At 45.5% G+C, this 15,844-nt stretch carries 15 protein-coding genes, 1 tRNA gene and 1 riboswitch; of the genes, 5 read left to right on the forward strand and 11 right to left on the reverse strand.

Going from position 1 to position 15,844, the window contains the following annotated elements:
- Positions 1-34: 34 nt before the first annotated feature.
- The 3 genes from bufB to LIX84_RS22575 are packed head-to-tail and all read left to right on the forward strand — an operon-like array spanning position 35 to position 2,125.
- Complete coding sequence (bufB, locus tag LIX84_RS22565; RefSeq protein ID WP_226422207.1) at positions 35-904, forward strand: MNIO family bufferin maturase; 870 nt, start codon at positions 35-37, stop codon at positions 902-904.
- A complete protein-coding gene (locus LIX84_RS22570) occupies positions 901-1,659 on the forward strand; it encodes an HvfC/BufC N-terminal domain-containing protein (RefSeq protein WP_226422208.1) in 759 nt (252 codons plus the stop codon). The genes bufB and LIX84_RS22570 overlap by 4 nt, the downstream gene beginning before the upstream one ends.
- 10 nt (positions 1,660-1,669) lie before the next feature.
- The gene (locus LIX84_RS22575) at positions 1,670-2,125 is read left to right on the forward strand and encodes a DoxX family protein (protein WP_193448445.1); all 456 of its coding nucleotides are present in this window, start codon (positions 1,670-1,672) and stop codon (positions 2,123-2,125) included.
- A gap of 27 nt (positions 2,126-2,152) precedes the next feature.
- Here the strand turns inward: LIX84_RS22575 and tsrA are convergent, their stop codons facing one another.
- Positions 2,153-2,437: an H-NS-like global regulator TsrA gene (gene tsrA, locus LIX84_RS22580; RefSeq protein ID WP_005397034.1), complete on the reverse strand. Its 285-nt coding sequence runs from the start codon at positions 2,435-2,437 to the stop codon at positions 2,153-2,155.
- Between the two features lie 91 nt (positions 2,438-2,528).
- Positions 2,529-3,689 carry a multidrug effflux MFS transporter gene (locus LIX84_RS22585; RefSeq protein WP_031780601.1) on the reverse strand — a complete coding sequence of 387 codons (1,161 nt, stop codon included), beginning with the start codon at positions 3,687-3,689 and terminating at the stop codon, positions 2,529-2,531.
- A 140-nt stretch (positions 3,690-3,829) separates the two neighbouring features.
- Here LIX84_RS22585 and LIX84_RS22590 point away from each other — a divergent pair, with 140 nt between their 5' ends.
- Entirely contained in the window at positions 3,830-4,771 is a 942-nt protein-coding gene (locus LIX84_RS22590; RefSeq protein ID WP_006743068.1) for a LysR family transcriptional regulator, read from the forward strand.
- A gap of 202 nt (positions 4,772-4,973) precedes the next feature.
- Positions 4,974-6,764 carry an aminopeptidase P family protein gene (locus tag LIX84_RS22595; RefSeq protein WP_226422209.1) on the forward strand — a complete coding sequence of 597 codons (1,791 nt, stop codon included), beginning with the start codon at positions 4,974-4,976 and terminating at the stop codon, positions 6,762-6,764.
- 128 nt (positions 6,765-6,892) lie between these two features.
- On the opposite strand, the gene thiH is transcribed toward LIX84_RS22595, so the two are convergent.
- The 9 genes from thiH to LIX84_RS22640 form a co-directional block, all read right to left on the reverse strand.
- Complete coding sequence (gene thiH, locus LIX84_RS22600) at positions 6,893-8,005, reverse strand: 2-iminoacetate synthase ThiH (protein ID WP_226422210.1); 1,113 nt, start codon at positions 8,003-8,005, stop codon at positions 6,893-6,895.
- Positions 8,006-8,039: 34 nt separating this feature from the next.
- Positions 8,040-8,807 carry a thiazole synthase gene (locus tag LIX84_RS22605; protein WP_139060760.1) on the reverse strand — a complete coding sequence of 256 codons (768 nt, stop codon included), beginning with the start codon at positions 8,805-8,807 and terminating at the stop codon, positions 8,040-8,042.
- A gap of 5 nt (positions 8,808-8,812) precedes the next feature.
- Positions 8,813-9,067 carry a sulfur carrier protein ThiS gene (thiS, locus tag LIX84_RS22610; protein ID WP_226422211.1) on the reverse strand — a complete coding sequence of 85 codons (255 nt, stop codon included), beginning with the start codon at positions 9,065-9,067 and terminating at the stop codon, positions 8,813-8,815.
- Between the two features lie 38 nt (positions 9,068-9,105).
- Complete coding sequence (gene thiF / locus LIX84_RS22615; RefSeq protein ID WP_226422212.1) at positions 9,106-9,861, reverse strand: thiazole biosynthesis adenylyltransferase ThiF; 756 nt, start codon at positions 9,859-9,861, stop codon at positions 9,106-9,108.
- A complete protein-coding gene (locus LIX84_RS22620; RefSeq protein ID WP_226422213.1) occupies positions 9,848-11,263 on the reverse strand; it encodes a thiamine phosphate synthase in 1,416 nt (471 codons plus the stop codon). The genes thiF and LIX84_RS22620 overlap by 14 nt, the downstream gene beginning before the upstream one ends.
- Positions 11,263-13,203, reverse strand: a complete 1,941-nt coding sequence (gene thiC / locus LIX84_RS22625) for a phosphomethylpyrimidine synthase ThiC (RefSeq protein WP_226422214.1) — start codon at positions 13,201-13,203, stop codon at positions 11,263-11,265. Before thiC ends, LIX84_RS22620 begins: the two co-directional genes overlap by 1 nt.
- A gap of 164 nt (positions 13,204-13,367) precedes the next feature.
- A riboswitch (TPP riboswitch) is annotated at positions 13,368-13,466 on the reverse strand.
- Between the two features lie 60 nt (positions 13,467-13,526).
- Positions 13,527-13,910, reverse strand: a complete 384-nt coding sequence (gene crcB / locus LIX84_RS22630) for a fluoride efflux transporter CrcB (protein WP_164667106.1) — start codon at positions 13,908-13,910, stop codon at positions 13,527-13,529.
- Positions 13,911-14,034: 124 nt separating this feature from the next.
- Positions 14,035-15,417, reverse strand: coding sequence for a multicopper oxidase family protein (locus tag LIX84_RS22635; RefSeq protein ID WP_226422215.1), 1,383 nt, complete (start codon positions 15,415-15,417; stop codon positions 14,035-14,037).
- 239 nt (positions 15,418-15,656) lie between these two features.
- Positions 15,657-15,733 (reverse strand) — tRNA-Trp (locus tag LIX84_RS22640).
- Between the last annotated feature and the right edge of the window lie 111 nt (positions 15,734-15,844).

The raw sequence follows: 15,844 nt of genomic DNA on the forward strand, positions 1-15,844 counted from the left end.
CCCAGTTACTCGCCAATCAGAAAAGGAGTTTCACGTGAAACATCACTCTTTCCATCCTCTTGCTGGCGTTGGATTACGTTCCCCTCATCTCGATTATTTTAGCCAACACAAACCTGAGCTGTCGTGGCTAGAAATCCACAGCGAGAACTACTTTCAGCCCAACTCAGTAGAGCGCCATCAACTACAAGCATTACGCGAACACTACCAAATTAGTTGCCACGGTATTGGTTTGTCGCTGGGTTCGATGGAACGTGTGAACCCGAAACATTTAGCGCAACTAAAAGCATTGATAAATACAGTTGACCCGATCTTCATTTCTGACCATTTAAGTTGGAGTGAAAATGGTGGTCACTACTTCAATGACCTACTTCCCTTGCCTTACACGGAAGAAGCGCTGCAAGTCTTCACTCGTAACGTGCTTGAAGTGCAAGAATATCTACAACGTGAAATCTTAATTGAGAACCCATCTAGTTATGTGAAGTTTCACCATTCAACCATCAGTGAATGGGACTTTCTTACCGAAGTGCAAAAGCGCACCGACTGTCGTTTATTACTCGACTTAAATAACGTATATGTTTCCGCCTTCAATCACGGTTTTGATTGCGACACATACCTAGATGCAATTCCAGCCGACAAAGTCGACGAGATTCATTTGGCAGGTTTTACTATTAAGCCGTTGGATAAAGGTGAGATTTGGATTGATACTCATAGCCGTCCCGTCAGTGATGAAGTATGGCAACTGTTCGTTAGTTGGACACAAAAACACGGCCCTCGCCATACGCTGATTGAATGGGATTTGGATATTCCTGCACCAGAAATACTTCTTGGCGAAGCAGAAAAAGCTTCCTCACTATTGCAGAAAAATCATTTAATTGACCAAAAGAGCAAAAGGAAAGCGTCATGAAGCTTGCGACCTTGCAGAGTCAATTTGCTAAGGCCCTACATTATCAAGCGCTCGGTGAAGAATGCGACATTGTGAGTGACAAGTTTACCGCAGATGAACGCATACAGATTTACCGCAATAACTTTATCATCAGCTTGAGTGAGGTATTGGCAGCGACCTACCCAATGGTTGAAGCCTTAGTTGGAAAAGAATGCTTCCATCAAATTGCTCGCCAACACGTACTTTCTCACCCCTTAGCAGAAGGTAATGTCGTACATTATGGTGCGGGCTTTCAAGATACGATTATGCAGTTTAGTCAGGTCATGACCCAAGCTCCGTACGCACCTGAAGTCGCAAGATTTGAATGGCATATGGACTTAGCTCGACAAATACAGAATGAGAAAGTCGAAAAACCAAATCGAATCCCTTTATCTGCACTTACCCAAGTGACGGAAGAACAACAACCTCAATTGGTGTTTCATTTGCTTACTGGCAGCCGCAGCTTTGACTCAAACTACGCTGTATTTGATCTCTTTCATGCGATTAAACACCAAGATTTTGAACAGCTCAATATCAATCAATTACAGCGAGGTGTCATCTCGATTCAAGCCAATGGAGAAGCTCAATGTCACACACTCGATACCGATGTTTTTCAACTGCTGCAATGTTTAGAGCAGAAGCAGAGTTTGAGCGAAATACCCGAAGCTTTGCTCGTTCACCTTAATAGCATCATGGCACTCGATCTCGTTGACGGCTTTACATTGAAATCAATCTAAGGAGCACTCTATGACGAACACGGTTAAAAACTTAGTCAATCGGTACGACGACTTGATCAATACCTTACAAGCTGGCTTTGTCCCTTTACTACTTCTCTTTTGTCGCTTGTGGGTTGCATGGGTGTTCTTCAATTCAGGGTTAATCAAAGTTTCTTCTTGGGATAGCACGCTGTATCTATTCGAATTGGAATACCAAGTGCCACTTTTGCCTTGGGAGTTAGCGGCCTACATGGGAACGGCTGCCGAGTTAATTCTGCCAGTATTTTTAGCGTTGGGATTAATTACCCGCCCGATAGCTGCGATTCTGTTTGTGTTCAATATCATCGCGGTCATCTCTTACCCGGTATTGTGGGAAAAAGGGTTCTATGACCATCAATTGTGGGGATTCATGATTTTAGTGGTCATCGTATGGGGACCGGGAGTTATCTCTATCGACCATGTTATAAAGAACAAGCTGACGCGATAAAAAAATCCCCGCAGTGGCGGGGACTTTTTATTGTTTATTTAAGTAAGCAAGAAGCTCATCAGCTGAGATGCCCTGTTGAGCAAGATCTTTTGCCAACAGCTCAACTTGTTCACCTTTGCGCGACTCAATCACTTGCTGGAATTGGTACACGATATCACGCAAAATTGGCAGAGGTACTTGTTTAGCCGCACTACGAATACGCTCGGAGCTTTGATTACCCAGCTCATTAAGCAACTTGCCAAACATCACCTTTTCTGGTGAATCTTCCATTTGCTCTAGAATACGAGCCATTTCATACGTGGTTAACGACATTACTTTTTGAGTTCCGTTATGGTGTCAGGAAAAGTCTGAACGACAAATATACACGCCTTACTTACATTGGAAAATACTAAATTACACTGATTTACGCTTTCGCAAAGCTTGAATGCCAGTTCTTACCTGCTTTTGTAAACAGAACCACTAACGCAGGCAATAGAACCCACATATGTATTGCGATCAGTGTCTGAGGTTCCAAAGATAAACGCTGCAACGTACCAACTAACAAACCAGAGCCACTCATTTGGAACAACCCAAGCAGTGCCGCAGCCGTACCCGCTTTGTCACCAAACGGTTCCAATGCTTTCCCTGCTGCTGCACCCAGAATGAATGCAAAACCCACTGACGACATGAAAATAGGTAGCATGAAAGAAAGCGCGGTATTCTGACCATTCATCACTAGCATGATCACACCTGCGAGGCCCAGAGTTGAGATCCCGGTGACCAAGGTGTTGTGCGTTCCAACGCGCTCCATAAACTTAGGCGCCAACATACATGCCGCAATGTTTATCACCGCATTCACACCAAACCAGAAAGTGAATTCATTCATCGACAGCCCCATCCCCGTCATCAATACCGACGGTGCTGAGGTAACGTAAGCAAGAATAACCGCCATTGCCATTAAACACAGTGAAGCATGGAAGACAAAAGATGGCGTACTAAGCACTGCCCAATAACGGCTGAGCTTAAACACGGCTTGCTTTTCCGTTGATGGGTTGGTCTCTTTCATCATGAAAAACATCAATGATCCAGACACCACAGCAAAACCCGCCATAAAGCTGAAGTTAGCTCGCCAATCAAATTGCTGAGTTAACCAGCTACCTAGAATTGGAGCTAATGCCGGAATAAAACAAATCGCGCCGTTAAGATAGCTGATCATTTTGCCGCTTTTTTCCGGGCCAAAGATATCGCGAACTGTTGCAAAGGCTGCTACCGATGTCGCACACGCACCTAAGCCTTGTAGCAGTCGGGAAACCAACATCCATTCAATATTTTGAGCACTCCACGCCAATAAAGCGCTCATCGCATAGATAGTGATACCGCCCAATGCAACAGTTCGACGTCCGAGTTTATCTGCCAAAGGGCCAGCAAACAGTTGCCCGACACCCATCGCAAATAAGAACCAAGTGATCGTGTCTTGTGCTAGTGCATTATCGACCTGAAAAGTGGAAGCAATAAGAGGTAAAGCAGGTAGATAAATATCAATCGCAAGAGGACTGAAAAGAACCAAAAGGGTCAATAACGCCATCTGTTTTTTACTATTAGAAAACTGGCTAGGCACACAACACTCCGAATTGGATAAAGAACTTTGGATAGAGCTTAATCATCTGATGATATGAATGGAAATGATGTATAATCATGAGCATTATTCCTTAGAGGAAATTCACCGTGAACGTCGAAAAACTGGCTCGTATCGATTTAAATCTATTGGTCTGTTTTAAAGTTTTGATAGAAGAGTTAAATGTCACCCGAGCCGCCCACCGACTGTGCTTGAGTCAGTCTGCCGTGAGTAAGTCCTTAGCGAAATTACGTATCCAATTTGATGATCCCCTGTTCACCCGAAACTCGCATGGATTAACACCAACACCGCGCGCTTTGTTTCTTAAACCTAAACTGGATCTGTTGATAAACCAGTTAGAAGTACTGACTCAACCAGAAGAGTTCTCTCCACAAAGTAGCGAATACCGTTTTCAAATAGCAGCGGTTGAAAGTGTTTACCCTTTAATTCTGCCTCATTTCTTACCGGCGATTTTTCAGCAAGCCCCAGGGGTGACGATCAGCACTCACCCTTGGTCCGATAATACTTTTAAAATGCTGCAACGTGGCGAGCTAGACTTAGGCTTAACTGGAAAAGACATCGATATTAATGATGCCAAGCTGACTCTGCTGCCACCCGATGACATATGCGAACTGGAAATTTATCGAGATCACCAGATGTGTATTATTCGCAAAAATCACCCAGCATTAAAACAGCCTTGGAACCTCGAAGCGTATCTCGCCCTGCGTCACGTACAAGTGCGTTGTGACGGCAACGACCGTTGGCTGTTAGATTATCGCCTTGCCGATATTGGAGCCGACCGGGATATTGCCGTCACCGTCCCCGACTTTAATAGTGCCGCAAGTTTATGTTCCTACACTGACTTTATTTTTACCGCTCCAAGCCATTTTGTGCAGCTCGCTGCTAAACAGCTTGATTTGGTCGTACTACCACTCCCGCTAGAATTTCCACCTATGGCATACACTTTATTCTGGCACCGAGACAGAGAAAACGACCCTGCATTGGGTTGGCTACGTACGATGATCACACAAAAAACCGATCACCTTAGATAAAAATACCGCTCTCAATTTGCGCTTAGCGGGTAAAATGAGTAGCTTAACTGTCGTAGTCCTTTTTGGCTCATCTATGGCCTAGTTGTACTCCGACTCAACCTAAGTCATTGCAAACTTGCGTTGATCATAAACTGCATGAAGCAGAAGGAAACAGCTCCCACACCTGAGCATGAAGGAGCGGTAATTTGAAGGAATAAAACAGATGCACAACGAAACTCTCAGCCGTGTGAATGCGATTCGCGAATGGCTTATACAACATAATATTGATGCCCTACTGGTTCCACACGAGGACGAGTATTTGGGTGAATACGTCCCAGCGCACAACGAGCGCTTACATTGGTTAACAGGCTTTACTGGTTCTGCTGGTGCTGCGGTAATCACCAAAGACAAAGCCGCTATGTTTGTTGATGGCCGCTATACCGTTCAAGTCACCAAACAAGTCCCGGGTGACCTATTTGAATATCGTCACCTTATTGAAGAACCAGCTTTAGATTGGGTTCTAGACAACCTGCCAACAAACGCATCTGTCGCAATTGATCCTCGTATGCACAGCTCAGCTTGGCTAGACATGGCACAAGCTAAACTGGCTGGAAAGCTTGAGCTAAATATTCTGACCAACAACCCAATTGATGAGTTGTGGCATGACCGCCCAGCTGCTGTGGTTTCTGATGTTCGCCTGATGGCAACAGAAGCCGTCGGTCAATCAAGTGAGAGTAAGCGTCAAGAGATCGCCCAACTGGTAAAAAAAGCGGGTGCAGATAGCGCTGTGATCACAGCATTAGATTCTATTTGTTGGCTGCTGAATGTACGTGGTTTGGATGTATCACGCCTACCAGTTCTGCTTTCTCACGCGATTCTGCACTCAGATTCAAGCGTGGAATACTTCCTCGATCCTGCTCGTCTACCTGCTGATTTTGACGCTCACGTAGGCACCGGTGTGACCGTTCACCACCCAGAAGCACTTCAATCTCGCCTTGAAGCCATGACAGGTAAAAAGGTATTAGTTGACTCTGCAATCAGTAACGCTTGGTTTAAGCTAGTACTACAAAACTCTGGTGCGTCCGTGATTGCAGCAGCAGACCCATGTCTGATGCCAAAAGCGGCGAAGAACTCGGTTGAAATTGCCGGTATGAAGGCGTGTCATATCCGCGATGGCGTGGCAATGAGCAAGTTCCTATGCTGGTTAGATGCGGAAGTTGCTGCTGGTAACCTGCATGACGAAGCGACATTAGCAGACAAACTGGAAGCATTTCGTAGCGAAGACCCTACGCTAATGGATCTCAGCTTCGATACCATTTCAGCCGCGGGCGGCAACGCGGCCATGTGTCACTACAATCACGAGAACCAACCTGAACCTGGTAAGTTAGAACTGAACACGCTTTACCTTGTGGACTCAGGCGGTCAGTACCTCGATGGCACTACCGACATCACGCGTACTATCGCGATTGGTCAACCTTCTGCAGAAATGAAGAAGCAATTTACGTTGGCGCTGAAAGGTCATATTGGCGTTGCTCGAGCTCGTTTCCCGAAAGGCACACGTGGTTATCAAATCGATACTCTAGCTCGTCAGCACCTATGGGCGGAAGGTTACGATTACGATCACGGTACTGGTCACGGTGTTGGTCACTTCCTAAGTGTTCATGAAGGTCCAGCGAGCATTTCGAAAAAGCAAATCGACGTGCCTCTAACAGAAGGTATGGTGCTATCCAACGAGCCAGGTTACTACCGTGCAGATGCGTTTGGTATCCGTATTGAAAACCTAGAGCTTGTTGTTGAAACCCCAACTAACGGTGACTTCCCTGTTCTGTCATTTGAGTCGCTAACACGCTGCCCAATCGACAAGCGCAACATCAACGTTGATATGCTAACTCGTCCAGAGCTTGCGTGGCTGAATGATTACCATCAGAAAGTATGGGATGAGATCAGCCCACTTGTTGAAGGTGATGTGAAAGAGTGGCTTCGTCAAGCAACGCTGCCTGTAGCACACAGCTAGAAGCTAGAAGCTAGAAGCTAGAAGCTAGAAGCTAGAAAAAAGTAGAGGGTTGATGTTTTGCATCAACCCTCTTTTTTTGCTTATGTTTCACGTGAAACATAACGATGGCTAGTGGCTTTATTTATTGCTTAACCAGAATACGCCGAGTGCCAATCTCGCCATACAGGGTCAAATCCTTTGGCTCGAATCATATCTTCCACAGAACCCGCACTTCGCTCATCACTGATCTCAAACTGCTCGAGTTCAACATCATCCATCGCATAACCCCCCGGCTGAGTTTTCGATGCAGCAGACATACTGGTGATGCCTAACGGTAATGCATTGTCTCTGAACTTGGGTGATTCACGAGTCGATAACGACAACTCCACCTCCGGATTCAACAAGCGATAAGCGCAAATCAACTGAACAAGCTGCTTATCCGTCATGACTGATTTTGGTTGGAGTGCGCCCTCACAAGGACGTAAACGTGGGAAAGAAATTGAGTAACGAGTCTGCCAATATGTGCGCTCAAGATACTCCAAGTGCGCTGCCACATAAAAACAATCTGTTCGCCACTCTTCCAACCCTATCAATGCGCCAATACCGATCTTATCGATGCCTGCCTTTGCAAGACGATCAGGTGTATCCAATCGGTATTCGAAATCCATCTTATTGCCACGCAAATGGTGCTCGGCGTAAGTCGAGGGATGATACGTTTCTTGATAGACCATCACCGCATCTAAACCCAATGTCTTGAGCTCAGCGTATTCGTCTTGATCAAGTGGCTGTACTTCCATCGCCAAATAGTTAAAACGTTGCTTAATCATCGGGACCATTTCGCGGAAGTATTTCATGCCCACTTTGGTTTCGTGTTCACCAGTCACCAGCAATACGCTATCGAACTTCATGCGTTTAATGGCTTCAACTTCTGCAGCCACTTCGTCCCTATTCAAGGTACGACGCTTGATTCTATTCTCCATTGAGAAGCCACAATAAGTACAAGCATTGGCGCACAAATTAGAAAGGTACAATGGAATATAAAGCGACATGGTATTACCAAAACGCTTGCGAGTTGCCGAGTATGACAACTGCGCCATTTGCTCTAAGTACGCTTCTGCCGCTGGTGAAATTAGCGCCTTAAAATCTTCCAAATCACGCTTGGATTTATTCAATGCTCGCTCAACATCTTGTGCCGTTTTCGCGTAGATCGACATCGAGATGTCATCCCAATTAAGCTGCTTAAATTGTTCAACGAAGCTCATGTTTTCCTCGCTTAATAGCTAAACCAATCTAGGACTAAAGCTCATCTAGGAATGACGTCAGTGGACTCGACGCAACCGCATGAGAAACCTTACCCGCAAGTCCGGATTCATAAGCCATACGCCCCGACTCTACCGCCAACTTAAATGCTTTCGCCATCGCAACGGGATCGCTCGAAGCTGCAATCGCAGTATTAACGAGCACGGCATCCGCGCCCATTTCCATCGCACGTGCGGCATGTGAAGGAGCACCAATACCCGCATCAACAACGACAGGAACATTAGCTTGGTCGATAATGATCTCTAGGAAGTCGTGAGAAATTATCCCTTTGTTGGAACCGATCGGCGCACCTAATGGCATGACTGCAGCACAGCCTACTTCTTCTAATCGTTTACACAGAACTGGGTCAGCATGACAATAAGGAAGCACAATGAAGCCTTCACGAACCAGTTGCTCAGCGGCTACAAGTGTCTCAATTGGATCGGGCATCAAGTACTTCGGGTCTGGATGAATTTCCAGTTTTAGCCAGTTAGTACCCAACGCTTCTCGCGCCAGTTGTGCAGCAAAAACAGCATCTTTAGCATTCTTTGCACCCGAGGTGTTCGGCAACAAGTTCACACCCGCTTGTACTAGCGGCAGCAAAATATCGTCTTGTTGGTCATTCACATCCACACGCTTCAACGCCATAGTCGCAAGTTGAGATCCCGACACTTGAATCGCTTCTGCCATTAATCGGCTGTTGGCAAACTTCCCTGTTCCCGTGAACAGTCTTGATTCAAATTGTTTATCACCAATTTTAAGCATCGACTTTAACCCCCTGCGATCGCTTGAAACAAAGAGATGCTATCTCCCTGTGAAAGAACTGTGCTAGCCCACTCACTGCGCGGCACAACATTGTTATTAATTGCAAAAACACAGCCCATTTCAGGCAGCGCAAATAGACTAATGATTTGCTGTAGATTCGACTCACTGGCAACTTGATGTGACTGGGCATTGATGACAATAGTGATCATATCTAAGTCAGCAGCGGTCATTTGTGTTGCTTGTTGTTCTGATAACGTCATTGCTTCCAACTCTCTTAATTCTGTCCATTACTCGTAAGCTAAATCTGAGCACACACTTGGCACTGTTTGTCTTTGCTTATCGCCATGGTTTGCCATTGCATTTTCAATCCATCAAACAGATGTAACGTAGCAGTCTCAACATGAAACTTTCCCGTCGCCAGTTTTTGAATTGCCGCTATCGCTTGGTAGTTGCCAAGTGTGCCCACCACCGGACCGACGACACCGCTGTCACTGCACTTTTGAGTTTGTGGTAATTCGTCAAACGGATACAAACAGCGGTAACAGGCTTTACTCGGCGCTTGGTAATCAAAGACAGCAAATTGCCCTTGCCAACCAATTGCCGCCGCTGAGATGAGCGGCGTATTTTGCTCGAAACAAACTTGGTTAATTAGCTGGCGCGTTGGCATGTTATCGGTGCAGTCCAGCACCACATCCGCTAGCATCACCTCAAGCTGCAGCTGTGCTTTGTCTAATCGCTTATTGAGAGCACGAACTTGGACCATAGAATTAAGTTCAGTAAGTTGCTTTACAGTCGCTTTTGTTTTCGCAACTTGGAGGTCTTGTTCACGATAAATGATCTGACGTTGTAGGTTACTGCTATCAACTTCATCATCATCAACCACAACCAATTTACCAACGCCCGCTGATGCCAAGTACAAACTCGCTGCGCTTCCTAATCCACCACAACCGATGATCAACACATGCGATTTACTCAAACGCTTTTGCCCAACTTCGGCAATTTCAGGCAGAGCGACTTGGCGTTGATAGCGAAGGAACTGCTTATCCGTGAGCATGCTCGCCTCTCTTGGTATCCACCAATTCACTATTCTGATCAGTAAACGTTAGTTGTCTTTCCTTCATCAGTTGTGCGAAAAAATCGATGACGGACTGGGGTGATTCTGCCAACGTAATAGCTCGCACAACTGCCAAACTAGAAACACCTGTTTGCCAAACTTGGTCTGCATTAGATTGGTCAATGCCGCCAATCGCGACCGTCGGAAAGCCAAGTACATAGTCACTACCTGCTTTGTCTTTTGCAGGACGGAAAACCGACTCTGTGTTTCCATAAGGAATGCTATCAATCAGCTTTTGATACAGTGCCAAGCGCACCAAACCTTGTGGTTTCGATGGCATCTGTTTTGTGGTGGTTGGGAAAATATGCCCTAGCGCGATGTAGCTAGGATGAATTTGTACGATGCGCAGTAGTTCGTAATAACCATGCGTAGAAAGACCAAGACGAATGCCGGCTTTGGTTAGCTGAGCCAAATTCGACTCTTCTATATCTTCTTGTCCTAGGTGAACGCCATAAGCGCCATGCTTGATTGCCAACTGCCAATAGTCATTGATGTACACTTGAGCTTGATACTTACGACCTAGCTCAATTGCTCGAATGATCTGTTGTTCCAAATCGGCTTGTTGTGGGTTCTTAATTCGTAGTTGAATAGTGTTGATGCCTAGTGGCAGTAAACGCTCAATCCAAGCAACGTCATCAACGACTGGGTAGAGCCCTAGACTTTGCTTAGTTAGAGTTGGAAAGCTAACGCTCTCACCTTGCGCAGACCAACCGACTTGAATACCTAGTCGGTTATCTTCCAGTACTGGTGTGGGGAAATCATCAAATTGGTTAGCCCACTGAGTTGATTGTTCCTCGTCAAGGTCGTCATTCGATAGTGTTTCACGTGAAACATTCGCTTGTTGGGTTAGCATTCCTCGAGCAAGAGCTAACGCATCTTCGATAGGAAAATCGAGTACTGTCAGCGTTACTATCCAAGCAAGGTGATGTTCGGGATCGAGCATTGCGTTGAGTTTGGACTTAACGGAAAGCGCCCTCACTTCATCGTTAATTGGATGACGCCAGATATCAAGCTGAAGCACTTTCTCCTTTTCATCAAAAACCTGAGTATCAGCAATACCAATATAAATCGCTTTTGACGGTTGCTGTGCACACGCTTCTACCGATAAAGAAGAACGGTAATAGAGCACAAACGAACTCTCATGCTCAGAGTCATAACCATTAATAAGATCAGTCGTTATATGTGTAATCTGTTGGTCGCGAACAAGCTGAATAGATTGAGTTGGGCTCACACCCAACTCAATATCTTCGATGCTAAAACCCTGTTCTTTCGCCAACAACAAACACTGCTGAACTAAACCTGTCAGTTCAATCAATGATGACGGAATAAGGATTTTGCTCATTAGCCACTTACCTCGGCATTTGCTGCTGGGTGGTATAACTCAGAACCCGACTCTCTAAATTCTTGCGATTTCTGACGCATCCCTTCGAGAGGGTCATCAAGCATTTTGATCGAGATAGCTTGGTCCGCAGCAACTTGCTCAGTGTCTTTCGCGTACTCTCGTACCTCTTGCGAAATCTTCATCGAGCAGAACTTTGGTCCACACATCGAACAAAAGTGAGCAACTTTTCCCGACTCTTGAGGCAAGGTTTCATCATGGAAAGCGCGCGCGGTTTCTGGGTCGAGTGACAAGTTGAATTGGTCTTCCCAGCGGAATTCAAAACGTGCTTTAGAAAGCGCGTTATCACGAACTTGTGCGCCAGGGTGCCCTTTCGCCAAATCAGCAGCATGAGCAGCAAGCTTGTAAGTGATCATGCCTACCTTCACGTCTTCTTTGTTCGGTAAGCCGAGGTGTTCTTTAGGAGTTACATAACAAAGCATCGCACAGCCATACCAACCAATCATGGCAGCGCCAATTCCTGACGTAATATGGTCGTAACCAGGAGCGACGTCTGTCGTCAGCGGACCAAGCGTGTAGAACGGAGCTTCATGGCAGTGCTCTAGCTGCTCTTCCATGTTCTCTTTGATCATGTGCATTGGAACATGGCCAGGACCTTCGATAATCACCTGTACGTCGTATTCCCACGCAACCTTAGTCAACTCACCAAGAGTACGAAGCTCCGCAAATTGCGCTTCGTCATTAGCATCGGCAACCGAACCAGGGCGCAGACCATCACCGAGAGATAGTGCGACATCATACTTAGCACAGATTTCACAGATCTCTCGGAAATGGGTGTATAAGAAGCTTTCTTGGTGATGCGCTAAACACCATTTCGCGATGATAGAACCACCACGAGAAACGATGCCAGTAACGCGCTTTGCAGTCATTGGCACATAGCGAAGTAGTAAACCGGCATGGATAGTGAAGTAATCAACGCCCTGCTCTGCTTGCTCAATCAGAGTATCGCGCATCACTTCCCAGTTAAGATTTTCGGCAACTCCATTCACTTTCTCAAGTGCTTGATACATAGGTACGGTACCGATCGGAACCGGGCTGTTACGCAGAATCCATTCTCGAGTTTCATGAATATTGCGACCTGTGGAGAGATCCATAACAGTATCGCCACCCCAGCGTGTCGCCCACACTAGCTTCTCAACCTCTTCCTCAATCGAAGACGTCACCGATGAGTTACCGATATTAGCGTTCACTTTGACCAAAAAGTTACGTCCAATGATCATTGGTTCGGATTCTGGGTGGTTGATATTAGAAGGGATAATCGCGCGACCTTCGGCAACTTCTTTTCGAACAAACTCGGCGGTAATGTCTTTTGGAAGATTCGCTCCAAAGCTTTGACCAGGATGCTGTTGATTCAGCACATCATCACGGTACTTGGCACGACCCATGTTTTCACGCAGCGCGATGAATTCCATTTCTGGGGTAATAATGCCTTTGCGAGCATAGTGCAGCTGAGTGACGCACTGCCCATCCTTAGCGCGTCGAATACGTGGCAGGTTACCGTAACGCAGGTCGTCTAACGTCTCATCCTCTAAACGTTCTTTAGTGTATACCGAGCTTACTTCATCAAGTAACTCAGTATCGGCACGCTCTTCAATCCACCCTTCTCTCAGCTTAGGTAAGCCATTGTAAAGGTCTATGGTGTAATTTGGGTCTGTGTATACACCTGAGGTATCGTAAACGCGTACTGGCTCATTAGGCTCGAAGATTGGCGCTTCTTTTGTGCCACCAATCAGGCTATCTGCTAGCGCTATTTCACGCATAGGTACACGAACATCTGGACGTGAACCTTCTACATATACTTTTGTGGAATTTGGGTACGGCTGTACCGAGAGTGTTTCAATGAACTGTTTTGCTTCCAGTCTCGCTTGTTTGCGACTCGACATAGCATTTTTCCTTGCTTTGTTATACTAGATAAAAAGTAATTGGATAAAAATGCTTGGCGGATAGATGCGACAAGAGGAGTCAAATTAAGGCTAAATAAAGCTTAAGTAATTTGCCTATAACAACATTCGACTATTTGATAGGTCAACCAGAAAGAACTCCGGTATAAATATCTTCTCTTGTTCCCTTCGCAGATTCTAATCTGATCAGGTTCAACGGATCCCGAATTAACGGTCTCAGCCTTATGGCACTCCGACAAGTGATATCAGTATATAAAAACGGCCTGGTTAAACCAAGCCGACCTGTTTAATTTTTAACTACTTTGCTAGCTGCGCATCAATAATTGGAAACCGATCCACGCAGCAGAGATACTCAGCACCACATTTAATAAAATATTTAACCCCATCTTAAAAAATGCACCTTGCTGCATAAGTAAAACATTATCCATAGAAAAGGTGGAAAACGTCGTCAGTGCCCCTAAAAAGCCCAAACCAATCACTTGTCGCCAAGGTTCTGTTGCCAACAGTTCATTGTCGAACGCAGCAATCAAAAAGCCCATTATAAATGAACCAACCACATTAACGGTTAACGTACCGTATGGAAAACCACGCCCCAATAAAATGACACACAGTTCAGATATCAAGTAACGAGAACACGCACCAAAAGCACCACCTAGCGCAATAAAACCAAGAATGGAAAACTGCCCCATAATTCCCCCCAACACTATTGATGACGATATTGTAACCAAAACTAAAGCGATATTGATGGTGAAATTTTAGAATTCGACAACGTATTGCATTTAAAACACGCTGAGATTAAAAAAGTTACAGGAGTCACTTTACTTCAATATACCCCATCAAACCGGTTTTCATATGCTCAATAACATGGCAGTGATACATCCAACGTCCAGGGTTGTTAGCAACAAAGGCAGCTTTGGCACTGCCATTTTTTCCAAGTAAAACCGTATCGGTATGGAACGGTTCGTCAAGTTTCTTGCCATCTAACTCAAGAACAGTAAATGTATGCCCATGAAGATGAATAGGATGATGATATTGAGTAACGTTCTTCAAATTGAAGATATAGGTTTTTCCAAGTTCCAATTTTGAAAGTGGTGCTGGGATATTATCTTTACTCATTCCCTCCCAACCTCGTTTGTTCATCAGCCAGAATTTAGGTATCGCTTTGCCCGATTTATCGGCAGGAGTGATCGCCCCCTCCCATTCAAACACATAATCGATTTGCTCCGCATTTTCCAAATCAAGATCAGGCACAGGGTTGAGAGGCAATAAAGGCAGTTTCTTGTTGCTTGGCAGGTCAGACTCAACAACTTCAAACTCACACAAAGAGAATGGGAAGCGCCCTTTCATTTGACGCACATAAACACGCTCTCCAGCCTTCGGAGCAATCAATCCGATATCCAATCTCATTCCCGGACCAATTTTGTGTTGAGTGAGCCTATAAGGCGTTTTAACTGGATTGCCATCGATAGCAATAACCCAAGCCTCTGTGCCTTCAATCGCGATCGGATAGGTAATGGTGTTATCGACATTAGCAATTCTTAATCGCGTAGTCGCGTTCTGCTCCAGCGTATAAACAGGCTCATGAATACCATTGACGCTACTCCACTCTCCTGGCGTTCCCATACGTGCACTCAAGCGCGGCACCATTAGGTTCTTCCACTGTCCTTGCTTGTCTAAATGCCAATGCTTGAGGACGACTTCATGCTCTTCATCAAACTGAACAGGCTCAGCCTCTTCAACAATTATTAGCCCAACCAACCCCATACCAAGCTGCTTAACGCTGTTCATGTGTGGGTGATACCAAAACGTACCTGCATCTGGCGGAATAAACTCATACGTAAAAGTATCTCCGGGCATGATAGGAGCCTGGCTTAAAAACGGAACTCCATCCATTTCAATAGGAATCCTCAAGCCATGCCAATGAATCGTCGTCGGCTCTGATAGCTTATTGAGGAAGTTGATTGTTACCTTTTCCCCTTGTCGGCAACGAATTATAGGTGCAGGTATACGCCCATTAAAAGCTAATACCTCAGTATTGAAACCGGGCACTAGTTCAGCCGTAGAAGGCTCTGCAGTGATATCGTATATATGTTGCCCCTGCTTATTAGCACTCCTAGATAGAGAACATGCAGGTAGAACAGTAAGCGCGGAGATCGCTAAGGATGATTGAAGGAAGCGTCGACGAGATATATCCATACATAGTTACCCATTAATCCAGATCGGTTGAGTGTAACTAAATATAAATAATGATTCTCATTTATTGCTAACATTTCGGAGCACTTGATTATAACGACTAGTCTAATAGGTTGGTGAGTTAATAAATACTTACAAAGAGCAGCAGGCAGCCAAAAGTCATATAGGTGGGATGAGAGGACAAATGCATAGTGGCAAGCAGATACAAAAAAGGCTCTGACCTAAGTCAGAGCCTTGATATATGGCAGGGGTGGAGAGATTCGAACTCCCAACACGCGGATTTGGAATCCGCTGCTCTGCCAATTGGAGCTACACCCCTGTAGAATTCTTATATTCTAGATTTGACAAAACCTCGCATGGGCGAGGTTGTCGATATTAAGTGGCGGAGTGGACGGGACTCGAACCCGCGACCCCCGGCGTGACAGGCCGG

This window comes from Vibrio sp. E14 (genome assembly GCF_020515785.1).
GTDB lineage: Bacteria > Pseudomonadota > Gammaproteobacteria > Enterobacterales > Vibrionaceae > Vibrio > Vibrio diabolicus.